The sequence below is a fragment of the Novosphingobium clariflavum genome (genome assembly GCF_026420865.1).
Lineage (GTDB): Bacteria > Pseudomonadota > Alphaproteobacteria > Sphingomonadales > Sphingomonadaceae > Novosphingobium > Novosphingobium clariflavum.
On the sequence record NZ_JAPCWC010000012.1, the window covers coordinates 71013 to 93889 of the forward strand.

16 protein-coding genes are annotated in these 22877 nt (G+C 67.3%); 5 read left to right on the forward strand and 11 right to left on the reverse strand.

The window, feature by feature from the left end; translation table 11 throughout:
• Position 1: 1 nt before the first annotated feature.
• From OKA11_RS15440 to OKA11_RS15460, 5 genes are all read right to left on the reverse strand, one after another.
• The gene (locus OKA11_RS15440) at positions 2-532 is read right to left on the reverse strand and encodes a DUF6250 domain-containing protein (RefSeq protein WP_267221882.1); all 531 of its coding nucleotides are present in this window, start codon (positions 530-532) and stop codon (positions 2-4) included.
• Between the two features lie 180 nt (positions 533-712).
• Positions 713-3505 (reverse strand): TonB-dependent receptor, encoded by a 2793-nt coding sequence (locus OKA11_RS15445; RefSeq protein WP_379489387.1) that lies wholly within the window; start codon positions 3503-3505, stop codon positions 713-715.
• 127 nt (positions 3506-3632) lie between these two features.
• Positions 3633-4052 (reverse strand): GFA family protein, encoded by a 420-nt coding sequence (locus OKA11_RS15450; RefSeq protein ID WP_267221888.1) that lies wholly within the window; start codon positions 4050-4052, stop codon positions 3633-3635.
• A gap of 104 nt (positions 4053-4156) precedes the next feature.
• Positions 4157-6226 carry a phosphocholine-specific phospholipase C gene (locus OKA11_RS15455; RefSeq protein ID WP_267221889.1) on the reverse strand — a complete coding sequence of 690 codons (2070 nt, stop codon included), beginning with the start codon at positions 6224-6226 and terminating at the stop codon, positions 4157-4159.
• 78 nt (positions 6227-6304) lie between these two features.
• Positions 6305-8689 carry a TonB-dependent receptor gene (locus tag OKA11_RS15460; protein ID WP_267221890.1) on the reverse strand — a complete coding sequence of 795 codons (2385 nt, stop codon included), beginning with the start codon at positions 8687-8689 and terminating at the stop codon, positions 6305-6307.
• 234 nt (positions 8690-8923) lie between these two features.
• Here OKA11_RS15460 and OKA11_RS15465 point away from each other — a divergent pair, with 234 nt between their 5' ends.
• Positions 8924-9694 (forward strand): DeoR/GlpR family DNA-binding transcription regulator, encoded by a 771-nt coding sequence (locus tag OKA11_RS15465; RefSeq protein ID WP_267221891.1) that lies wholly within the window; start codon positions 8924-8926, stop codon positions 9692-9694.
• On the opposite strand, the gene OKA11_RS15470 is transcribed toward OKA11_RS15465, so the two are convergent.
• Both OKA11_RS15470 and OKA11_RS15475 read right to left on the reverse strand, forming a co-directional pair.
• Entirely contained in the window at positions 9678-10913 is a 1236-nt protein-coding gene (locus OKA11_RS15470; protein WP_267221892.1) for a DUF5690 family protein, read from the reverse strand. The two genes, OKA11_RS15465 and OKA11_RS15470, sit on opposite strands and share 17 nt — an antisense overlap.
• A 184-nt stretch (positions 10914-11097) precedes the next feature.
• Positions 11098-12420, reverse strand: a complete 1323-nt coding sequence (locus tag OKA11_RS15475; protein WP_267221893.1) for an NAD(P)/FAD-dependent oxidoreductase — start codon at positions 12418-12420, stop codon at positions 11098-11100.
• A gap of 253 nt (positions 12421-12673) precedes the next feature.
• Between OKA11_RS15475 and OKA11_RS15480 the strand changes: the two genes are divergently transcribed.
• Positions 12674-13393: a cupin domain-containing protein gene (locus OKA11_RS15480; protein WP_267221895.1), complete on the forward strand. Its 720-nt coding sequence runs from the start codon at positions 12674-12676 to the stop codon at positions 13391-13393.
• 320 nt (positions 13394-13713) lie between these two features.
• Here the strand turns inward: OKA11_RS15480 and OKA11_RS15485 are convergent, their stop codons facing one another.
• Positions 13714-14124 carry an acyl-CoA thioesterase gene (locus OKA11_RS15485; protein ID WP_142638425.1) on the reverse strand — a complete coding sequence of 137 codons (411 nt, stop codon included), beginning with the start codon at positions 14122-14124 and terminating at the stop codon, positions 13714-13716.
• A 124-nt stretch (positions 14125-14248) separates the two neighbouring features.
• Between OKA11_RS15485 and OKA11_RS15490 the strand changes: the two genes are divergently transcribed.
• The gene (locus OKA11_RS15490; RefSeq protein ID WP_267221896.1) at positions 14249-15541 is read left to right on the forward strand and encodes a M24 family metallopeptidase; all 1293 of its coding nucleotides are present in this window, start codon (positions 14249-14251) and stop codon (positions 15539-15541) included.
• 153 nt (positions 15542-15694) lie between these two features.
• Here the strand turns inward: OKA11_RS15490 and OKA11_RS15495 are convergent, their stop codons facing one another.
• The 3 genes from OKA11_RS15495 to OKA11_RS15505 form a co-directional block, all read right to left on the reverse strand.
• On the reverse strand, positions 15695-17881 hold the full coding sequence (locus tag OKA11_RS15495) for a TonB-dependent receptor (protein WP_267221897.1): 2187 nt from the start codon (positions 17879-17881) through the stop codon (positions 15695-15697).
• A gap of 206 nt (positions 17882-18087) precedes the next feature.
• On the reverse strand, positions 18088-19461 hold the full coding sequence (locus OKA11_RS15500; RefSeq protein WP_267221929.1) for a sensor histidine kinase: 1374 nt from the start codon (positions 19459-19461) through the stop codon (positions 18088-18090).
• A 44-nt stretch (positions 19462-19505) separates the two neighbouring features.
• Complete coding sequence (locus OKA11_RS15505; protein ID WP_267221900.1) at positions 19506-20174, reverse strand: response regulator; 669 nt, start codon at positions 20172-20174, stop codon at positions 19506-19508.
• 124 nt (positions 20175-20298) lie between these two features.
• Here OKA11_RS15505 and OKA11_RS15510 point away from each other — a divergent pair, with 124 nt between their 5' ends.
• Together OKA11_RS15510 and OKA11_RS15515 are read left to right on the forward strand one after the other, a co-directional pair.
• Positions 20299-21390, forward strand: coding sequence for an ABC transporter substrate-binding protein (locus OKA11_RS15510; protein WP_267221903.1), 1092 nt, complete (start codon positions 20299-20301; stop codon positions 21388-21390).
• The gene (locus OKA11_RS15515; protein ID WP_267221904.1) at positions 21387-22865 is read left to right on the forward strand and encodes an OprO/OprP family phosphate-selective porin; all 1479 of its coding nucleotides are present in this window, start codon (positions 21387-21389) and stop codon (positions 22863-22865) included. The genes OKA11_RS15510 and OKA11_RS15515 overlap by 4 nt, the downstream gene beginning before the upstream one ends.
• Positions 22866-22877 lie beyond the last annotated feature (12 nt).

Sequence of the window (22877 nt, forward strand, 5' to 3'; positions counted from 1 at the left end):
ATCAAGCGAGGCGGGAGACGGTGAAATTGCGCAGCCGCAGATGGCTGGCGGTGGTGCGCAGCGCGAAGTGGCCGCTGGTGAGGGGGCGGGGATCGTCGAAGGCGAACAGCGCCTGCCCGTCGCGGAAGAAGCCGATGCGCGGTCCGTCGGCGGTCAGGCGGATGCGCTGCCAGCGGTTGGCGGTGAGCATGTCCGCCGCGCCGCGCCGGTCGTTTTCCGGCAGCAGCGGCCGCACGCCGGGCGTGCCGACATAACGGCGAAAGCGCGTGGTGGAATTGCCGTTGCCGCCAAGGCCGACATAATAGGTTTCGAGGTCGTCATAGTCCTCGAACTTGCCCGAACGCGGGCGGGCCAGCGCATCGCCTGCGGGTGCGGCGGGATCCTGCGCCATCCAGAAGCAGTTGAGGTCGCTCACCCGGTCATGCGCGCCGCCCGCCGAGACGGCCAGCGCCTCGTAGTCGATGGCGATGCGGCCCTCGAGGCGGGGCAGGAACCACAAGGTCAGCCCGGCGGGCGCCTCGACATCGAGCACGCCGCGTGCTGCGCGTAACCCGCGCCGGGGCCTCCGCCTCGACCCGCCACAGGCCGAGGCCGTGCCGCAAGTCGTCGGCAAACAGCTTGCGATCACCACCGCGTGCGAGGGCCGGGACCGGCAGGAGACAGGCTCCCGCCAGCCCCGCGACCACCGCGCGCCGGGACAGTTCCGGAACCGTCACAGCTTGGCCCGAACGCCGAAGTAGATGCGGCGGCCATAAGTCTCGATCACGTTGCGGCGATAGACGCTGTTGGCGTTCTCGATGCGCGTGGAATCGGTGAGGTTCACGCCTTCCAGGAACACCGAGACATGCGGGTTGATGATATAGCTGGCCGAAGCGTCGAACTGGCCGAAAGCCTCGCCGAACGAGGGGTTGTTGCCGCGGTCGACCGCATTGATCAGGTAGCGGCTGCGCCAGTTGTACGACCCGCGAATGGCGAAGTGCCCGTCGTCATAGAACACCGAGGCATTGTAGCTGTTGCGCGAGACGCCCGGGAACGGCAGCGAGGCGCCGGTGAAGTAGTCCTTCCCTTCGTAGCCGCTGTCGGTGTTGAAGGTGTAGTTGGCCGTCACGCCGAGATTGCCGAGCAGCCCCGGCAGGAAGTCCAGCCCCAGCTGCGCGCCTGCCTCGAAGCCCTGGATGGTGACGTGCTGGGTGCCGTTGATCGGCATCTTGATCGTGTAGACCTGCCCGTCGATCTCTTCCTCGTGGCTGGCGGTGTCGATGAACGACTTGATGTCCTTGCGGAAGCCGGTGATCGAGACGTAGTTCGTGCGCGAAATATAGTATTCGAGCCCGAGGTCGTACTGCCACGCACGGTAGGGCTTGAGGCCCGGATTGCCGCGCGATCCGGTGAGGCCGACCGAGTCCAGCTTGACGTTGGGGGCCATCTGCGAAGGCGCCGGGCGCGCCAGCACGTCGGACGCGGTGGCGCGCACCACCAGCTTGCGCGGGATCACTTCGGCGCGCAGGTTCAGCGAGGGCAGCAGCACGGTATACGCACCGGTATAGCGCGCAGGCGTGATCACCCCGTCGGTGCTCTGGCTGCCGGTCGAGACGGTGCTGGTATGCACCAGCCGCGCGCCGACAACGCCGGTGAGGTCGAAGCCGAGGTCGGCCTTGAACGCACTCTGCACGTAGCCGGCGACCGTGCTTTCCTTGACCCGGTAGGTGTCGAGCGGCGAGATGCTGGTGTAGGGATCGGGAATGCCCACGGCATTGGCGAGACTGCTGCCCAGGTTCCACCACCGGTCGATGCCCGAGAAGCCGAGATCGCCGGACTTGAAGAAGCTGCCGTCGCCCATGCCGCCATAAGTGTTCAGCAAGTCCTGAATAGTGGCGAGCTGCGCGGCCGGGGTGGTGGTGGCGAGTACTTGCGTGCCGGTCACGCCCGAGCGGGTCAGCGTGGTCTGGCCGGTGATGCCGTTCAGCGTATAGACCGCGTTCTGGAAGCGGCTGCTGGACACCAGCTGGTTCAGTTCGATGCCGCTCTTGAGCGAGGTCAGGAAACCATTGCCGTCGGGGCGGTACTCGGCATCGAACTTGCCGCCGGCCTCATGCTGGCGGTTGAGGCGCGGGCGGGCCTCGACGGACAGCGTGTTGATGCCCTCGGTCGTGGTGGTGTCGATCGGCAGGATGATCTGGGGGCCGTGCTGCGGGTTGTCGTAGTCGATGGTGATCCACGGCAATGCATCCTTGCCGGAGACCGAGGCGGTGACGTCCACTTCGTCGTTGAGCACGCGCGAGGCGGCATAAGTGCCGCGGGCGGAGAAGCGGAACTTGCCGGTCGTCCATTCGGCGCCGAGAATGCCGTTGAAGGTGCGGCGGTTGAGCGTGCCGATCACGCTGCGATAGTTCACGCTCGGTCCTGACCCGGCCTTGGAGCCGTTGACGAACGTCACGGTCTGGGCGGTCTCGTCCTGGATGACGACGCCGGTGGGATCGATGCCGCCGTTCGCCACCGATTGGGTGGTGCTGAGCTGGAGGTACTGGTCGTCCGAGGTGGTGTCGCTGCGGGTGTAGGTGCCTTCGACATAGGCGCGGAAATTGTCGTTCGGGCGCCATTCGAGAATGCCGTTGAGCGCATAGCGCTTGGTCGGCTCGGTCGCGGTGATGTAACGCGGGATGTCGGGGTAGAAATCGCCGAAGCCGCTGCCGTCAAGGTCGACGCAGCGCGCCTGGTTGCGGCCCGAAAGGCAGTTCTGCGCGGCGGGCGTCGCGGGCTGGGTGGTCTCGACCTGGCGCCAGCCGGTGGTGCGCGCCTGATCGTAGCGGATCGTGCGGTTCTCGTAAGTGCCCGAGAGCAGCACGCCGATGGTGTCGTGCGCGAAGAGCTTCGAGCCGATCAGCGCGAACTTGGGGTCCACCTTGTCGGCCAGTTCGTTGTAGATGCCCTGCGCGGAACCGGCGAGATAGCCGTCCTTGCTGTCGAACGGGCGGCGGGTGATGATGCGCACGGTGCCGCCAAGGCCGCCTTCGGTCATGTCCGGCGTGGCCGATTTCAGCACTTCGAGACGCGAGACGAATTCGGCGGGCAGGTCGCGGAAATCGACCGCGCGGTTGCTGCCGTTGCCGGCTGCTGCTGCGATCGAGGTGGAGAGCGCCGACTGGCCGTTGATTTCGACGCGGTTGAGCGAGGGATCGGCGCCGCGGATGGTGATCGCCGAGCCTTCGCCGCCGCTGCGGGTGATCTGCACGCCGGTCACGCGCTGGAGCGCTTCGCCGATGTTCTTGTCGGGGAACTTGCCGACGTCCTCGGCCGAGATGGCATCGACGACCTGGGCGGAATCGCGCTTCACGGCCAGCGAGTCGGCCAGGCTCTTGCGGATGCCGGTGACCATGATCTCGGCATGTCCGGCAGGATTTTCAGAAGCATCGGGAGCGGTTTGGACTGGCGCCTGCTGGGCGAAGGCGGACGTGCTGGTGAGCAGGAGCACGGCGGCTCCGGTGAGACGATACAAGATACGCACCCCTTTTTGTCGGACTAATCCGGGTGCGCATCGCTAATCTCCACCGATTTAGTTGACAATAAAGTTTTGCTATCCGCGCCCCAAGTTGGCGGAAATCCGGGAGAATTGCCGCAGAGCACGGCCTTGCTCAGCCGGGAAGGTCGTCCACTTTCGGGGCGGCGGCCATGCGGTCTTCCCAGGATGCGCGGCTGGCGAAACAGACATGGGCATCGGGCGCATTGGCGATCTCGTCATCGAGACTGCCGGCCGGAACCACTAGCAGGGCGCCGTCCCTATGAACGCCTATCTGCAGGCAGGGCACCGGCGATCCGCAGAGCGAACAGAAGCTGCGGGCGTGCCGGGTCTCGGGGAGTCGATAGTGGGTGATCCGCTCGCTTCCGGCGCGCCAGACGAGGCTGGCGGATGCGGAAAACAGGTTCGCGGCATGGGCGGAGCCGGTGTCCTTGCGGCAGCGGGAGCAGTGACACAGGAAGAAACGCTCGAACGGCCCGCGGATCTCGAAGCGCACGGTGCCGCATAGACAGGAACCGGAGGTGAGAACGGTCATCGCCGTGCCTTTCATCCTTTGGGGAAAGAGGCAGGCTGCGGCGGATCGCCGGGCAAGTACAGCCTGGCCAGCCGGTCATCGGCCCGTCAGCGCTCCGTTTGGGCTCAGGCGAGCGGGAAGGGATCGCTGGTCGAGTGGCGGCCTGCCATGTCGATGCGGCCTGCGAGTCGGCGCCGCCATGCCGATGGCCCCTCGGCGGTGACCTCTACATCGTACCAGCCCTCGGTTTCACGCAAGGAGATCGCGGCATGGCGCGTCATGACCTGTTCCCGGCGGCGCGCCGCAGACGGCACGGCGGCCGCGACGCGCAGCGCCTGCGGGCCGACTGTCTCTGGATAGGCGGCCTGCAGGTCGAGGCGGCGCGGGGCCAGCTGCCAGGTGAGGGTGATCGGCGGGTCGCTGCGGTGGCCGGCGAAGTGGCGGTGAAAGCCGTTCGGGCCGAGCACCCACAAGTCATAGCCGCCGTTCTCGTCCCAGTGCCACTGCCCTTCGCTCTCGTGCCCCGCCCCCAGCGTGTAGCGGCGCGGCGGCGCGGTCAGATTGCACCGGTCGTAGACTTGGAAGACCGCGCCGGCGCCCTCGGCGGCAAAACGCAGCACCGGGCCCTCGCTGCCGATCCGGTCGGTCACCTCGAGCCGGTAGGGCAATGCGCGCGAACGGCGCAGCCCCGGTTCCTGGTGCGGGCCATCGGCATCGGGGCGCGGGGCCGGGTCGGGCTGGTGCGTGATGCGGCTGGCCCGCGCGGCATCGGCGGCGGGATCGGGCAGCGGGGCGAAGGGATCGCGGTCCGGCGCGGTGAAGTCGAAGGCGGAAGTGAGGTCGCCGCAGATCGCGCGACGCCAGGGCGAGATGTTCGGCTCATGGAAACCGAAGCGGGCTTCGAGGAAGCGGATCACCGAAGTATGGTCGAAGACCTGCGAATTGACCCAGCCGCCCCGGCTCCACGGCGAGACCACGTACATCGGCACGCGGGGGCCGAGGCCATAGGGACGCCCGCGCAGGTCCGGCCTGTCGATCTTGTCCTCGCCGGGGGCGGGATGGCGGTGGTATTCGCCCGCCAGATCGACGGTGGAGCCGCCCAGCAGTGCGCCGTCCGCTGTCCGCGAGGGCGGCGCGGGCGGCGGCACGTGATCGAAGAAACCGTCGTTCTCGTCGAACATCACCAGCAGCACGGTGCGGGCCCAGAGGCGCGGATTGGCGGTCAGGGCATCGAGCACCTTGGCCGTGTAAAGCGCGCCCTGTGCCGGGCTGGAGGGGCCGGGGTGCTCGCTGCCCTGCGCATCGGCGACGATCCAGCTGACCTGCGGCAAAGTGCCCGCCAGCACGTCCGCGCGCAGGCGGTCCAGCGCCTGGGTGGTGAGCGCGCGCTCTTTCAGCGCCGCGTCGCCTCGGCCTCGATTCGCCTCGCGGTAGGCGCGGAAGCCGACCAGCGGGTTGTCGGTGAAGTTGTCGGCCATGTCCTGATAGATGCGCCAGTCGATCCCGGCGGACTGGAGCCGCTCGGGCACGGTGGCCCACAGGTAGTCGTCGGCCGCGCCGCCCTGTTCTGGGAAATTGTCGTGCGAATTGCCGATGGCGGGGCCGCCGTGGGTGCCTTCGGGATCGTTGGTGCCGGTCCACAGGAACAGGCGATTGGTATTGGTGCCGGTCTGGATCGCGCAGTGATAGGCGTCGCAGAGGGTGAAAGTCTCGGCGAGTGCGAACTGGAAGGGAATGTCCTCACGCCGGTAGTGCCCCATGGCGCGTCGGGTCTTGGCCTCGGCCCAGTTGCCCATGCGTCCCTCGTCCCATGCGGCCTGCGCATCGGGCCAGGTATGGGGCGTCCCGGCGACGCGCATGACGTCGAAGGCGGCGCGGGTGTCGAGATGGAAGGGCTGGGTAAGGCGGGGCGCGCCGCCGCCGGGCCGGTCGAGCTGGTCCCAGACCCTGCGCGGCTTTTCGTCAATCGGCGCTAGCGGGATCGGGAAGCGATCACCGAAGCCGCGCACGCCGCGAAGGGTGCCGAAGTAGTGATCGAAGCTGCGGTTCTCCTGCATCAGGATCACGACATGGGCGACGTCCTCGATCGTGCCCTTGCGCACGTCCGGCGCGATCGCGGCGGCGCGGGCGATGGCGGCGGGCAGGCCGGCCAGCGCGGCGGCGCCGAGCAGGGAGCGGCGGGTGAGGTCGGCCATGGACGGTCCTTCAGGAAACGACATACGCGCCGCACCCCAAGGTACGGCGCATATGGGATTACAGCGCTATTGTGGTGATCAGAAGTCGAAGGTGAGCGATGCCGTCACCGTGCGCGGGGCGCCGAGGAAGGCCGCACCGCCGCCACCGCCGCCGAGGTAGCGCTTGTCGGTGAGGTTGGTGGCCTGGATCGTCACCGAAGCGCCGCTCAGCTGGTCGGAAATGCGGTCGAGGTCCATGCCGATATAGCCGTTCAGCAGGGTGTAGTGCGGGGCGACGTCGCCGCCGACATCGTCGATGAAGCGGTTGCCCACGTACTTGGCGGAAAGCCCCGCCTTGAACACCGAGCGGCGGTAGTCTGCCGAGAGGACCCACATGTTGCGCGGCGAGCTGCTGACCTGCACGCCGGGCGTGATGCCGACGTCTTCATCCTGCGCGGTATCGCCGGTGCCGATGTAGACGGCGTGGTTGTAGCTGTAGCTAGCCGAAAGCGTCAGCCCCATCGGGAAGCGATAGGCCAGCGCCGCCTCGATGCCCTTGGAGCGGATGCCGCCGACGTTGAGGTAGACGCTGTCCTGCTCTTCCAGATAGTCGATGCCGGTCACCAGGTTCGACGAGATCGAGACGATGTGGTTGTCGAACTTGATGTCGTAGGCGGTGAGCGAGGCCTGCAGACGCGGCGTGCTGTAGCGGGCGCCGATCTCGATGCTGTCGGCGGTTTCGGGCTTGATGCGGTCGATCACTTCCTGCGCTTCGCCCAGCAGACCGTTGCCGATCGACGAGAAGTTCTGTGCATAACCGGCAAACAGTTCCAGCCCCTCGACCGGGGTGGTCCAGGTCAGGCCCGCCGAGATCAGCGGGTCGGAATGCGAGTTGCTGCGTGTGCGCGGCTCGCTCACCAGTAGTTCCTGGCGCTTCTGGTCGATGAAATACTGCTTCACGCCGAAGGCGGCGGTGAGGTTGCCGTATTTCACCTGGTCCTGCACGTAGTAGACCAGCTCGTCGGTGTTGTAGTCGACGCTGAACTGCACCCAGTAGGGCTGGGCGTCGTAGGCGGTGCCGAGCAGCGGGTTCTTGATCTTGTGCCAGTCGCGCAGCTGGTTGGCGGTGATGTTCTCGTACCAGGCGCCCGCCCGCAGGCTGTTGGTCACATCGCCGAACTCGTGCGTCCAGTCGGCATCGGCGGTGAAGCCGAAGCGGTTGTTGCGATAGTGCGTGTGGCGATAGGACATGACGGCGGTGGCATCGTCGGCATAGCAGGTCGGCGAATAGGCGGCGGGAACGCCTGCCGTGCCGGTGCAGCCGGTGATCATCGTCGCCGCCGCGCCGGTGGGCGTCACGTAGTAGATCTGGCCGAGCGACGAACCGCCATAGACGGTGGAGCCGCCGGCATATTCGCTTTCGGTCGCACCCGTGCCGTCATTAGTGACGTTGACGAGGTAGGGCGGCATCCAGTCGCCCCGGCCGCGCATGCGGTGGTAGTAGCCGGTCAGCGAGAGCTTCACCTCGCCAAGATCCGCCTTGCCGCGCAGATAGCCGAACAGGTTCTTGCGCAGCGCGCGCGAGCCCGAACGGTAGTTCTGGTCGATATAGGGCAGGCCGGTCCAGGTATCGGTATAGACGTCGTGATTGGGATCGTTCTCGAACGAGGCGACCGAGACCGAGCCGAATTCCGCTTCGTCGGCGTCGTCGTAGGACAGGAAGCCGGTGAGATCGATGTTCGAGATCCGGCTGGTGATCTTGGCGCTCAGGTGATCGCGGCTGGTCTTGCCGGCGCCGCCGATCCAGTCATGCGCTTTCGCGTGCGAGGCGCTGATATAGGCCTTGGTGTCGGGCGCGATCTCGCCGGTGTCGACGCGGGCGTAGAACTTCTGCGCGCCGAAATCGCCCGCCGCACCGGACAGGCGCACGCGGAAATCGCCGAGCGGGTCGGCGGTGATGTAATTGAGCGTGCCGCCCAGCGCCTCGTTCGAGCGCGAGGAAATGTCGGCGGTACCTTGCGAGACTTCCACGGTCTTGAGGTCCAGCACATCGATATAGCGGTTGGCCTTGGAGCCGCCGCCGTAGCCCGATCCGCCGTTGGGCAGGCCGTCGATGGTGGTGCCGATCTGGGTGAACCCGCGGATCGAGATCTGTGTCGCCCAGTCGGACGAGCCGAAGGCGTCGCCTTCCGAAACGAACACGCCGGGCAGTTCATTGATGACGTCGTTGACGCTGGTGAGTGCCGATTGGCGCTCGATCATCTCGGGCGTCACGCGGGTGTTGGCGAAGTGGGTGGCGGTGCCGGTGACGACGATATCCTCGTCGGCCTGGGTGGCGGTGTCGGCGTCGGAGGCCGCATCGGCTTCGGTTGCGCTGCCTCCGGCCTCGGTCCCCGCGTCGAGGGTCCGCATGGTCTGGGCCTGGGCATGCGTGGTCCCTGCCGCGATCGCCAGGATCGCGGTGCCGATCATCCAAGTCTTCATCAATGTTCCCCTGCGTGACGATTTCGCCATGGAATCGGCTGCTTGCCGATCCGCCGGACTGTCAGCGGCGAGCTAGGGCCCGGGAATTACGGTTGTGTGACATAATGTGGATTATCGTCTTAACAGTGGAGTTAAATGTGGGTTTGTGTGGTAAATGCCACTTGAAACCATGAGAAATGCGGCCCAGTGTCGGCCGGGAAGCGGGGGCTCCGCGTACGGCTAGGGGAAAACGACGTGATACAGGCCGATCGCATTGCCGCGATTCTTGCCGCGCTGGAAGAGCAGGGCTCGTCCAGCATCGCCGGACTGGCGGAACGATTTGCGGTTTCCGAGGAAACCATCCGCCGCGATGTCCGCCAGCTTGAAGGCGCGGGCCGGGTGCTCAAGGTGCATGGCGGGGTCACGCTGCCCTCGCCCAGGCTGGAGGCGCCCTATCGCCGCCGCCTGCGCGATCAGGTCGAGGTCAAGCGGGCGATTGCGCGGCTGGCGGCGACCTTCGTGGAGGAGGGCACGACCGTTTTTGTCGATTCGGGCACGACGTCCTACTGGGCCGCGCAGGAACTGGGCCATCTGCGCGGGCTGACGCTAGTCACCAACAGCCTGGAAGTGGCGAGCGAGGCGCTGGGGCGCGGGGATCACCGGGTGTTCCTTGCGGGCGGGGCAATGAACGCCGACTACCGCTCGGCCTTCGATGCCGATGCGATCGGCTTCGTCCGCCGTTTCGTGCCCGACGTGGCGATACTGTCGATGGCGGCGATCGAGGCGGAGCGGGGTTTCCTCGATCTCGATCCGGCCGAGGCGGCGTTCAAGCGGGCCGTGCTGGACCGGGCGCGGCGGCTGGTCGTGGTGGCGGACCATGGCAAGTTTTCGCGGCAGGGCACCGTGCATGTCGCCGATTTCGGAGAGGTCCACGACCTTGTCACCGACCGCGCGCCGCCGCCGCATATCGGCGATGCCGCCCGTGCCGGCGGCACCGCGCTTCATCTCGTCACCCCCGCCGCCTGAGAAACCAGAGGAGCGAGATCGGCGCCGAGATCGCCAGCAGCACGCTCGTTGCCAGGCAGCCGTTCGCGTAGACGGCGGCGGCCTGGGCCTTGGCATGTGTCTCGCCGCCTGAACTGTAGACCAGCATCAGCGCGAAGCTGCCGCAGTAGCCGAAGGCGTCGGCCAGATAGATGAGAAAGCCGGCATTGCCGGGGTAGCGGGTAAAGGCCATGATCCGTTCGAACAGCACCACGCTGAACGGGGCATAGGCGAGATAGAGGCCGGTACCGCTCAGCGTGATCCAGGCGACCGGTCCGATCAGGCCGAAGCGCCAGGCCAGCGTCGAGACACCGAGGATGGCGGCGCCGCTCAGGATCAGTCCGTAGACCGCGACCAGCGCCGCACGGTTGCGGCGGATCCAACCGATCGCGGCGAGCCCCAGCAGCACCGACAGGGTCACCGGGATCTCCGTTTCGATGAACAGGCCGGGCGAGCCGCCGTGGCCCAGTTGCTCCCAGATATCGGCGGCAAAATTGTCGCGATAGTCGCGCAGCGCCACCAGCAGGCCGTATCCCGCCAGCAGCAGGCCCAGCGGCACGGCGTGGAGCATGACGAAACGTCGCCTCGCGGCGCCGTCCATGGGGACACGGGTGCCGCGTGCGCGTCGATCCCGTTCGTCCGGGGGTGGGATCCGCGAGAGGACATGCAGTGCGGCGACCAGCAGTGGCGCAAAGAGCAGGCCGGTTGCGGCGGGCATCCACACCGCGGGCACGCCGGAGGCCAGCAGGGCGCTGCCGGCGGCTTTGACCACACCGGACGAGACAATGAAGCTGGTAGTCAGGATCGTGGTCAGGATCTCGGTCAGCCGCCGTCCTTCCAGGTAGCTGACGACCAGCCCCCAGATCATGCCGAGCGGCAAGCCATTGAGGATCATGCACAAGGGTGCCCAGCGCGCGGGCAGCAGGGCAAGGCCGAGCAGTGCGACCCAGGAAGCGGCGATCAGTCCCAGGATCAGTTCCTTGCGCCGGTTGCCGCGCTGCGCCGAGACGACGCGGATGCCGATGATCTTCGAGCAGGCATAGCCCAGCGCCTGGGCCATGATCAGCGCGGTCTTGAAATCCATCCCCCAGAGCGGCGGCTCGCCCGCGAAAGTCGCCACCGCGACCGGCTTGCGGAACGCATACATCGCCAGGTAGACCCAGAAGGCGGCCAGTCCTGCCGCGATCAGCCCGCGCTGCAACGGCCCGTCCGCAGTGGAGGCTTGCGGGCAGGAATCGCCCGCGCGCGGCCCGTGTGGGCTGTGGGGCCGGACTTGCAGCCGGCTGCTGGAAAGAACTCTCGGCGGCACCCGCCCGGCGCTAGGACAGAGTCTTGACGCTCTTATGACCGGGCGCGCAAATCCAGCGCGGGGCTGGCGCGCGAAATCAGAGCGCGCCGACCTTGACCTTCGATCCGTCCACCAGGCGTGACAGGCGGAAATGCGAGGCGTCGACGGCAAGGCTCTCGTTCACGGCCATCTGGGCGACCAGATAGCCGATGCCCGGACCAAGGCCGAAGCCATGGCCCGAACATCCCGCCGCGAGGTAGAGCCCCGACAGTGCATCCACCGGCGAGACCACCGGCACGGCATCGGGCGTGCAATCGACAAAGGCGCCCCAGGCATGGTCGATCTCGACATCGGCGAGTCGCGGGAACGTGCCGCGCACGTTGTCCATGATCGCCTTGACCAGACGGCGCATCGGGGCGGGATCGACCGCCCGCGTCCCAGTGAAGACCGCAGGATTGTCGGACAGCAGGGCAGAGGCCGAATCCGGGCCGGTGATGAAGGACTTGCCCAGCCCCACCTGCACGGCTTTCAGGCGCTGGATGAACTGGGGCATGAACTCGCGCGCGAAGCGGATGCCTTGCGGGGTAAGCTCCAGCGTGGCGCGGCCGCTGATCGCCAGCGTGTAGCTGCCGTCGAGCCTGCGGGTCATCGCGAAGTCGGAGGAATAGAGCACTTCGCCGACATTGGCGGTGGGCTTGGTGCGCAAGGCGGTCTGGCGCACGCTGGCCTGCGGGAAGACGATCCCGTGAGGGCGCAGGAAACGCGAGGCCCAGGCCCCCGCCGCGCAGATCACCGCGTCGGCGCGGATGAGGCCCTGTTCGGTGTGCACGCCGGTCACGCGCCCGTTGGTGACGTCCAGTCCATAGGCCGCGCAGTTCTGGTGGATCGTTGCCCCCAGCGCCCGCGCGCCTTCGGCGAGGATCGGTGCGGCAAGCGCAGGCTCGCCTTTCCCGTCCGCCACCGAATGGAGCCCGCCCACCCATTTGCGGCGGGTTTCCGGAATGCGCTCGGCTGCCTGCGCGGCATTCAGCATGTGCGTGTCGACGCCGAATTCCTCGGCGACGGGGCGCCACGATGCCCAGCCTTCCAGCACTTGCTCGTCATCGGTCGCATAGATCAGACCGGTGCGGCGAAAACCGAGGTCCTTGCCGATTTCCGGGGCGAGCCTGTCCCACAAGTCCATCGACAGCACCGAAAGCGGCATCTCGCGGCGGTCGCGGTTCTGCTGGCGGCACCATCCCCAACTGCGGCTGGATTGTTCGCCGGCGACGTGGCCCTTTTCGATGAGGGCCACCGAGAGCCCGCGCTGCGCCAGATAGAACGCCGCAGCGCATCCGACGATGCCGCCGCCGACAACCACGACGTCCGCCGCTTCGGGCAGCACGTCGTCACTGGGCAGGCGGTGGACGGCAGGGTTCATGCGAAAGGGCCTCGGTTCACGGTTTCCGGTTGCTCATAGTCTTTGCACCGCCGGCGCGGAAGATTGCGCCGAATGATGCACGATTTCGGCATGGCGGCTGCGGTTTGCGGCGGCTCTCCTGTCCATTGCCGCAGGTTATGCCGCGCTACGCTGGCAAGTATCCGGGGGCGCGGCGGCACGGGCGCAAGTTCCGAAGCTAATGCCGGAGCGCAGGGGCTATCCCGGATAGGCCAGACAGCACTGCACGGAGATCATGGTGACCGCTCAGACACCCGCGAACTGCCCCACATTCCTCGATCTGAAGGCCTTCTCGCAGGACGTGCCCGCAGGTGGCAGCGATGATCCGCTGGGCGGCGGCGCCCGCATCCTGCCGGTGCGGGCAGGCGACTGCGAAGTCTTCGTGAGCGGTGTCGCGGCCGGTGAAGGCCTACACCGCGAAGCGCGCGGGGATACCTGGGTCATGGTGCTGGAAGGGGCCCTGCGCTTCCTGAGCGCAGACGGCGAGTTCGACCTTGCCGAAGGCGAGAGCCTGGTCATTGCCCGCGGGGCGCAGGTCGGCTGGCGCGCTTCGGCCCCGGTCAAGCTGGTGGGCATGCGGTATCTCGCGGCGCCGGATGGGGATGCGGGGGTTCACCGGATCGACAACGAGGCGCCGCTTGCGCCCTCCAATCCTCCGGCCGACGATGTCCTGCTGGGCGAAAAGCCTTCGTGCCGCTCGGGCAATCAGTTCACGTCGGTGGACGCGGTATTCAAGTGCGGGATCTGGGATTCGACGCCCTATCGCCGCTTGCCGATCCATTTCCACCACAGCGAACTCATGCACCTGCTCGCCGGATCGGTGACGTTCACCGATGCCTCGGGACGCACGGCCAGCTTCGGCAAGGGCGATACCTTCATCATCGAAAAGGGGGCCGACTGCAGCTGGGACAGCCGCGACTACGTCGCCAAGGTCTACGCCTATTACCGGCCCTGAACGGGAGGCGGCGTCAAGCGGAGCGGGCAGGGCGCGTGCCCGCCCTCCGCTAGGTCGTAAACTCATAAACGGCACCATCGAGGCGCCCAAATGGCGAACAGATCGGGCCGAAGTTGCCGCCGGGCGGGCTGGTTGCCCGTCCAAGGCAGCTTCGGTTCGAGATGGAAGCCATTTGGGCGCCCCTTCGGGGTTTGACCAAAATGGCCCAGCGCTGCGTCGGGAAGTCTTGAAATATCGACATATTCCAGCGCCTTCCCTCCTGTCGCTGAGCCATTTTGCCTCAAACCTCGATGGTGCCGTTTATGAGTTTACGACCTAGATCACGCGCCGCTGTCCGGCGTGAAGAACTTCTGGATCACGTCGCGGGCAAGGCGGGCGGGGCGCTTGGTATCGGCATCGATGCAGCACCAGCTGGACTTGACCTCGGCCAGCACTTCCTCGCCGCGGCGGATCACGGTTTCGTAGAACGCGCGGGCGCCCTGGACCTTTTCGAGCAGGACCGTGGCGATCACGTCATCCTCGAGAAAGGCGGGCTTGCGGTAGGTGATCTCGTGCTTGATCGCGACCCACAAGTGCTGCGCGATCGCTTCTGCCGGGGCGAGCGCCCGCCAGTGATCGAGCACGGCCTCCTGCACCCACTTGAGGTAGCTGGCGTTGTTGACATGACCCATGAAGTCGATGTCACCCGGATCGATGCCGATCGGAAAGCGGTGGGGAATGGCCTGGTTCACGTATACGTCAATACCACGGAGATCGGCTGCGAGATAGCGCAGATCGCAACCGTTACGGTGAATAATTCAACCGGCGCAGGGTGTGCGGCTCGGCGCCCTATTGCGGGCGGGCGCTTTGCCCCGCATGAACGTCCGGCAGATGGCTGCCATGGCCGCCGAAGGGGAGCACAAGATGATATCGAAGCGCGGTTTTCTGGCCGGGGCGATGGCCAGCGCGGGCATGGCCTTGGCGCCGCGCCTCCAGGCGGCGGCATCGCCGCTCCCGGTGCTTCCCGCAGGCGCAGAGGTGAAGCCGATCTCTCCCGAAGAGCATGCGGCGCGGATCGCCAGGCTGCAGGGGCTGATGCGCGCGGCGGGCGTGGGCGCGATGATCGTCGAGTCGGGGTCGACGCTGCGCTACTTCACCGGCATCCAGTGGTGGCGTTCCGAGCGGGTGACCGCCGTGGTGATCCCCGCCGAAGGCGATGCCGTGGTCGTGACCCCCGCCTTCGAGGAACCGAGCGTGCGCGAAACCTTGCGCATTCCCGCCGAAGTGCGTCCCTGGAACGAGGACGAGGATCCCGAAGCGCGCATGATCGGCGTGCTGCGGGACCGCAAGATGGGCGGGCGCAAGCTGGCGATCGAGCCGACCACGCGCTTCTTCATCGTCGATGCCCTGAAGCGCGATGCGCTCGACTGCGAGATCGTCTCGGGCGAGGCGCTGATCGCGCAGTGCCGGCAGATCAAGTCGCCGGCGGAACTGGCGCTCATGCAGCGCGCCAACGACATTACGCTGGCGGCGCTGCGGCATGTCCACGGCGAAGTGCGCGCCGGGATGACGCAGCAGGACATTGCCGACCTGATGGACAAGACCTCGGCAGCGCTGGGCGGCCCGCCCGAGTTCTCGCTGGTCCTGCTCAACGAGGCGAGCGCCTATCCGCACGGCTCGCACAAGCCGCAGGCAGTGCGCGAGGGGTCGGTGATCCTCATGGATTGCGGAGCGCAGGTCCATGGCTACCAGTCCGACATTTCCCGCAGCTGGGTCTTCGGCGAGCCGACGGCGCGCCAGCGCAAGGTCTGGAACACCGTCCGGCGCGGGCAGGAGATCGCGCTGGAAACCGCGAAGATCGGCGTGCCGGTGGGCGCGATCGACGATGCGGTGCGCGCCTATTACGCCAGGGAAGGCTGGGGGCCGGGTTATCGCCTGCCGGGGCTGTCGCACCGCACCGGTCACGGGATCGGCCTCGACGGCCACGAATCGGCCTATCTGGTCCACGGCGATGCGACGCCGCTGCAGGAAGGCATGTGCTTCTCGGACGAGCCGGGCCTCTATATTCCCGGCGAATTCGGCATTCGCCTGGAGGACTGCTGGTACATGACCGCAGGCGGGCCGAAGCTGTTCACGCCGCTGGCCAAATCACTCGATCAGCCGATCTGATCCGCAACCGCAACCGCAACCGGAACCGGAACCGGAAACGGAAACGGGGCGGGGGATGCTGGATCCCTCGCCCCGTTTGCGTTTGTGTCCCGTGTCGCGCCCCGCTTTTCAGGGGCGGTCCGCCGGCAGGGCACGCCCTGCCGGCAGCAACCGTCAGAACTTGAACTTCACTTCGCCGCCGATGATGCGCGGTTCGTTGACCATGCTCGTCAGGTTGTTGAAGTCGATCGCGCCGATGATGCGGATCTGGTTGGTGATGTTGCGGGCAAATGCCGCCACTTCGACGCCCTTGGCGTTGTCGCGGAAGCCGAGGCGCAGGCCGCCTTCGAGCGAAGGCTTGCCGGTGAACTCGATCGAATCGTAGAGGAACAGGTTCACCGAGCTGCGATAGGCCCAGTCGGTATAGGCGAACACTTCCTGGGTGTCGCTGACCGGGATCGTGTAGCTGGCGGTCCAGTTGGCGATCCAGCGCGGGGCCTGCGGCAGGCGGTTGCCGTCGATCGAGACGAAGGAGGTGCCGCTCACGACGGGGTCGAGTACGGTGCAGCCGCCCGAGCACGGCGCGACCATCAGATCGCGGTCCTTCAGCTTGGTGAAGTTGTAGCTGCCGCCAGCCGTCAGCGCGAGGCCTTCGACCGGGGTCAGCGTCATTTCACCTTCCACGCCCCAGCCGATCGCCTTGTGGGCGTTGATCAGCGTCGTGGTGTTGGAGGAGCCGCCGACGGCGGTGAGCTGGATGTTGCGGGTGTTCATGTAGAACACGTCGGCCGAGTAGCTGACGAGGCCGCGTTCGTTGCCCTTGAAGCCGGCTTCGAACGAGGTGGTGGTCTGCGGCTTGGCCTTGGTGGCGACACCGGCGGTGACGTCGTTCTTCAGCGAGGCGCCGAGGTAGCCTGACGCGGCGCGGGCATAGACCGAGTGATCGGTGTCCAGCTTGTAGGTCGCGCTGGCATCCCACGAGAGCTTCGAGCCCTTGGCGTGGCCGTCCGACAGCAGCACACCGTTGACGTTGTTGAGTTCGCTGTACTTGCGGTCATGCGACCAGCGCAGGCCGCCGCGCAGGATCAGGGCGTCGATCGGGGTGTATTCCACCGAGCCGAACACCGCGTAGGTCTCGTTGTCGAGATGGCTGGTGTTGCCGTTGGTCTGGACGTTGGTGGTGTCCCAGCTGTAGGCGCCGGTGTCGAGGTTCTGGTTGAAGTAGTAGGCGCCGGTCTGGAAGCTGACGTCGCCGAACTTCTCCGAGGCGAAGCGCACTTCCTGCGTGAATTCACGCGGCTTGGCGCTGCTGCCGGTCTCGACCGAGAAGGGCACGGCGGCGGGGTAGCTGCCGTCCACGTCCCCGCGCGAGAACACGCTGGCGCGTTCCCAGCCGGTGATCGAGAACAGGGTGCCGAGACCGTCGAAGGCGTAGCTGGCCTGGACATTGGTGCCCCAGCTGTTGAGACGCTGCGGGTTGGCGCCGTTCTGGGCGGTGTGCTCGACGTCGAAGCCATCGACGAAGTCGTTGGTGCCCGGCTTGATCGAGTTGCCGCGGAACACGCGGGCCGAACCGCGCAGGCGGCGGCCATGCAGGTTGACCAGCACGTTGAGCGGGCCGCTGTCGTATTCGAGCAGGGCACGGCCGGCCATGTCGTTGTAGCCGTCGAAGCTGTGCTCGTTGAGGGTCTGGGCGTAGTCGTTCTTCACCCAGTCGTCGCGGTGCTGGAGCAGGCCGGCGACGCGGAAGCGCAGGGTGTCGGTGATCGGGCCGCTGAGCGCGACTTCGCTGTTCACCGTGTTGTAGGTGCCCCACGAGGCGCTGGCGTGGCCGGTGTAGTGATCGGTCGGGCGCGCCGAGGTCAGCTTGATGACGCCGGCCGGGGTGTTGCGGCCGAACAGCGTGCCCTGCGGCCCCTTGAGCACTTCGACGTTCTCAAGGTCGAACGCCGGCATGGCCTTCAGGAACGGGCTTTCCAGCGCGATGTTGTCGTAAACGACCGAAACCGGCTGCGCGGCGTCCGACGAGAAGTCGGTGTTGCCAAGGCCGCGGATGTAGAAGCGCGGGAAGGTGCGGCCGAACGAGGATTCCGCCAGCAGGCTGGGCACGCGGCCCGAGAGGAAGCGGATGTCCTGACCGCTGGAATTGATGACGGCCAGCTTTTCGCCCGAGAGCGAGGAGACCGCGATCGGCACGTCGACCGCGCGTTCCTCGCGGCGGGTCGCGGTGACGACGATGTCGGTGCTGGAGGCGGTTTCCTGTGCGGACGAAGCGCTCTGGGCCTGTGCGGCGACAGGAAGGGCTGCGATAGCGGCAGCAAACGACGCGGTGCACAGCACCGTGGTACGGTAGGCGTTCATGCGAGTCCCTCGATGTTTCCCTGGAGTTTTTTATGCGCGGCCCGCTAGAGCGGGGCGGTTGCTCGCACAAGCAATAAAATGTCCTTTATGACATTCGGCGTCATGAGTGTTGCAGTATGGTTGCGGTCTCGCGGGCCCGGAACGCGGCCGGTCGGGACAGGGCGCGGCGAATGCTGCGATGCAGCATTCGCCGGATTCCGATGCGATTATGCGGCTCCTTGGTTTCCGCCTGTTCCCGGCGTGAACAGCACGCTGACATGGAGGCCGGGATTCCCCTCGCGCATCTCGAGCCGCGCGCCCAGCCGCTCGACGGTCGCCTGCACGATGGCGAGACCGAGGCCGCTGCCGCTAGGGCCCTGTTCGCCCTGCAGGCGCACGAAGCGGGCCTTGGCGCGTTTCCGGAGCGGGGCCGGGATGCCGGGGCCGTCGTCGGCGACGGTCAGGCGGGTGGTGGCGCCGTCGGTCTCGAGCACGATGGCGGCGTGGCCGCCGCGCCGGTTGTAGCGGATCGCGTTGTCCACCAGGTTGGAGACCATCTCGAACACCAGCGCCCGGTGGCTCTCGACTTCGAAGGGGCCTTCGTGGTCGGTATCGCCGATGCACTCGAGCGTGAGGTCGACTTCGGCCTCGATCGCCTGGTGGATGCGCCGGGTGATGACCCGCTGGCTCACTTCGCGCAGGTCCACGCGCTCCAGCGGCGGCAGGGTGCCCGCCTCATCGGCGCGGGCGAGCGTCAGCAGCTGGGTGAGCAGGCGTTCGAGGCGGTCGCTGGCTTCCTCGATCTCCTGCAGGGCCTCGGTCGAGCCGCGCCGGGCGAGGGCGACCTGGACCTTGAGCACCGAGAGCGGCGTGCGCATCTGGTGCGAGGCATCGGCGGTGAAGCGGCGCATGCCGGTGGTCGCATGGTCGAGCCGGGCGAGCAGGCTGTCGAACGAGCGGGACAGCGGTTGCAGTTCGATCGGCAGCGGGCCGGTCTGGAGCGGCGAAAGATCCGGTGAGGCGCGGGTCTCGCGCGCCTCGATCGCGGTGCGCAGGTCCGCCAGCGGGCGCAGGCTCCAGCCCAGCGCCGGGCGGATCAGGGCCAGCGCCGCCCTCAGCAGCACCAGTTCGCCGAGCAGCAGCGCCGTCATCAGCCGCCAGCGCAGCGCCTCGCGGTTGTCGAGCGTCTCGGCCACCTGCACCACCACCGGCGCCGCGACGCGTGGCAGCGCGCGCAGGGTCTCGCCGATGCGGATGCGCTGGCCGCGATAGTCGGCATAGCGGAAATGCGGCTCGTCGGCGGACAGCGCGGCGATGTCGGGCGCGGGAAGGTCGGCATAGCCGGTGAGCAGGCGGCGGCCCACGGCGATGCGGTAGTAGACGTTGTCACGCTCGCTGTTTTCCAGCATGCCGAAGGCTGCGGGCGGCAGGTCCAGCGTCACTTCGCCGCGTTCCACCTGCACGGTCTCGGCAATCGCGCCGAGGGCGCCGCCCAGCACCCGGTCGTTGGTGCGGCGCACCACGTCGGCGACCAGCGCCCAGCCGATCGCGCCCAGGGCCAGCGCGGCAACCACCAGCGGGCCGAGCATGGCGATCGCCATGCGGCGGCGTAGCGGCAGTGCCCGTTGCGGTGAGGGAGCCGATGTCACGGACGGTCGAGCATGTAGCCTACCCCGCGCACGGTGCGGATCGCCGGGCCGTCCGGCGCCAGCTTGCTGCGCAGGCGGGTGACGTTGACTTCGAGGGCGTTGGAGCCGACCGGATCGTCAAACCCGAAGACTTCGGCCTGAAGCGTCTCGCGCGAGACGATCTGGCCGGCGCGCGCGGCAAGCGCCTCGAGCACCGCCCATTCGCGGCGGCGCAGTTCCACCAGCCGCTCGCCCACCTCGACGCGCCCGGTCGAGCGGTTGATCGTCATCGTGCCGATCCGCATTTCCGGCGCGGCCTCGCTGCCGCCGCGCCGCCGGCCAAGCGCGCGCACGCGGGCTTCCAGTTCCTCCACCTCGAACGGTTTGCGCAGGTAGTCGTCGGCGCCGAGGTCCAGCCCCCGCACCCGGTCGTCGAGCCCGTCGCGCGCGGTGAGCATCAGCACTTGGACCTGGTCGCCGCGCGCCCGCATCCTTGCCAGCACGTCGAATCCGTCGATGTCGGGCAGGCCGACGTCGAGGATGACCAGCGAATAAGGCTCCGTCGCCGCCACCGAGAGCGCTTCCTCGCCATAGGCGACATGATCCACCGCATGGCCCGCCGCCCGCAGCAGCGAGGCCACGCCGCGCGCGAGCTGCGCGTCATCCTCGACGATCAGGATGCGCACGGAACGTCCATGGGCGGGAAATTTGCATGAAAGGCGCCGTGAAAGGTGAGTGACAGCTTCGGATCGTAGATCATGGGGCAGAGCTTATCCGCCATCGAGACGCGGAAAGCGAGAGGATACGGGATTGCGCAAGATCATCACCATTCTGGCATTTGCAGGCGCGCTCGTCTCGCCTGTCGCCACGGCTCCGGTGCTGGCGGATCGGCCTTCGGGTTATCCGCGCTCCTACGAGAGCCTGATCGCCGATGCCCGCGCCGAAGGCACCGTGCGGATCTATGCCAATGCCGACAAGGCGGAGATGGTGCCGGTGGTTTCGGCGTTCCGCCGTGCCTATCCCGGCATCCAGGTGCTCTACGCCGATCTCGGCTCGGCCGAACTCTATCGCCGTTATACGGCGGAGACGCGGGCGAGGACCTATTCGGCGGACATCGTCTGGTCCTCGGCGATGGACCAGCAGATCAAGCTCATCAACGATGGCTATGCGCAGCAGTACGCCAGCCCCGAAAAGCCCGCGCTGCCCGAGGCAGCGGTGTGGAAGAACATGGGCTTCGGCGTCACCGCCGAGCCCATCGGCATTGTCTACAACAAGAAGCTGGTTCCCGCGGCCCTGGTACCGCAGAGCCACCAGCAACTGGAGCAGCTGCTGCGCCGCCGCCGCGCCGCCTTCACCGGCAAAGTGGCGACCTTCGATCCGGCGCGCTCGGCGGTCGGCTATCTCTATCTCTCGCAGGACTTCCAGATCACCCGCGACACCCGCAGCCTGATCGAGGCGATGGCGGCGACGCGGCCGGTGCTGGCCATGCACACCGAGGACATGCTGCAGGGCGTGGCCTCCGGCAAGCTGGCCATCGCCTACAACGTGATCGGCTCCTACGCGCTCGAACGGGCGCGGCGCGATCCCAATATCGGTGTCGTTTTCCCGCGCGACTACACCATCGTCACCTCGCGCATCGCCTTCATCTCGCGCGAGGCGCGCCATCCGGCAGCGGCGCGGCTGTTCCTCGATTTCCTGCTTTCCCGTGCCGGGCAATCCCAGCTTGCCCGGCACAGCCTCTGGCCGGTGCGCACCGATATCGCGGCGCACCGGCTGCCTGCGGGACAGGCGCGCGCCGTGCGTGTCGGCCCGCAGCTTCTCGTCAATCTCGATCGCCTGACCCGTGCGCGCTTCCTGCGCGACTGGAACGGCATCCTTGCATCCGGACGCACTACTCGATGAAAAACCTGACTTTGGGGACGGCCCTTCTCGCGCTGGTCGCGGGGACCCCGGCGCTTGCCGAAACGCCGAGCAAGGAAGACCTCGCCGAACTGGTGCGGGCGCAGGCCGCCGAGATCGCCTCGCTGCGCCAGCGGGTGGAGAAGCTGGAGGCCGAGCGTTCGGCACCGGTCGTGGCCGCCGCGTCGCAGGCTCCGGCGGTTCCGGCCGCTGCCGCCGCGGTGCCGCAAGTCGCCGTCACGCAGCCCTATGCGCCGCAACTGGTGCCGCCGGGCCCGGCCGAGCGCGATGTGGAGCGCGTGCGCGCCGCGGCCGTCGCCGCTTCGGGCGTCAGCACGGAATGGGGCGCGGGCCTGCCGGTGTTCCATTCGGCGGACGGCATGTTCAGCTTCAAGCCGCGCGGGCGCATCCTGACCGATGTCAGCACCACCACCGGTTCGAAGTATTCCGGCCGCAACCTCACCACCACCGGCATGCGCGCGCTGCGCCTTGGGCTTGAGGGCACGGTCGGCACGCACTTCTTCTACCAGTTTGAGACCGACTTCTCGGAGAACGAGGTCGATATCGTCACCGCCTTCATGGGCTGGCGCAACCGCATCGCGCCGGGCATGGACTATGACGTGCGCGTCGGCCACTTGTTCAACGACCGCAGCTTCGAAGGCTCGACCGGATCGGATTCGACGCCCTTCCTCGAACGCACGGCGGTGGCCACCGCGATCATTCCGCAGCGCGGTTTCTACGGCCTCGGCGTGATGCCGCGCCTGTTCTGGAAGACCGGCCACGCCTCGCTGACCGTCACCGGCGACCGGATCGACGGCGACCAGAGCACGTCGGACAACCGCACCGTGCTCGCCCGTGCGCACTGGAACCCGATCAAGTCGGACCGCCAGGTGCTCCACCTCGGCATCTGGGGCTTCGACGAGCACCTGCAACCGGGCAAGAACGTGCTTACCCGCAACACCGTGATCGGCGGGCGCTTCAACGGCGCGCTGCGGCTTTCGACCGGCACGCTGATCGGCGGCACCGGCACGACCGGCTACGGCGTGGAACTGGGCGGCTATTCCGGCCCGGTCTGGCTGATGGGCGAAGCGGGCGAGCGCCATGCGCGGCTCGACAACGGCCGCCCCGATTACGTGACCCGCGCCTGGAGCGTTTCTGGCGGCTGGTTCCTCACCGGTGACCTGCCCCCTTACAACCCGCGCCTCGGCAGCTTCGGCCAGCCCAAGGTGCTGCACTCCGTCTTCGACGGCGGCCCCGGCGCGATCGAGCTGACCGCCCGCTACGAAAACCTGGAGTTTGACGACATCGTCACGCCGGCTGAAGGCTGGGCGGCGACGCTGGGCGTGAACTGGTATCTCAACAGCTTCACCCGCTTCCAGGTCAACGCGATCCACTGGAACACCCAGAACACCGCCGGTGTCTACACCGGCAACGACAATGGCGAGACGCTCAGCGCGCGCGTCGGCGTCACGTTCTGATCCCTTTCGAAA

Bases quoted from the DNA above. Each gene is read 5' to 3' on its own strand.
- OKA11_RS15450 (WP_267221888.1), bottom strand. From the start codon at position 4,052: ATGACCGTTCTCACCTCCGGTTCCTGTCTATGCGGCACCGTGCGCTTC.
- OKA11_RS15455 (WP_267221889.1), bottom strand. From the start codon at position 6,226: ATGGCCGACCTCACCCGCCGCTCCCTGCTCGGCGCCGCCGCGCTGGCC.
- OKA11_RS15460 (WP_267221890.1), bottom strand. From the start codon at position 8,689: ATGAAGACTTGGATGATCGGCACCGCGATCCTGGCGATCGCGGCAGGG.
- OKA11_RS15475 (WP_267221893.1), bottom strand. From the start codon at position 12,420: ATGAACCCTGCCGTCCACCGCCTGCCCAGTGACGACGTGCTGCCCGAA.
- OKA11_RS15480 (WP_267221895.1), top strand. From the start codon at position 12,674: ATGGTGACCGCTCAGACACCCGCGAACTGCCCCACATTCCTCGATCTG.
- OKA11_RS15490 (WP_267221896.1), top strand. From the start codon at position 14,249: ATGAACGTCCGGCAGATGGCTGCCATGGCCGCCGAAGGGGAGCACAAG.
- OKA11_RS15495 (WP_267221897.1), bottom strand. From the start codon at position 17,881: ATGAACGCCTACCGTACCACGGTGCTGTGCACCGCGTCGTTTGCTGCC.
- OKA11_RS15500 (WP_267221929.1), bottom strand. From the start codon at position 19,461: ATGGCGATCGCCATGCTCGGCCCGCTGGTGGTTGCCGCGCTGGCCCTG.
- OKA11_RS15515 (WP_267221904.1), top strand. From the start codon at position 21,387: ATGAAAAACCTGACTTTGGGGACGGCCCTTCTCGCGCTGGTCGCGGGG.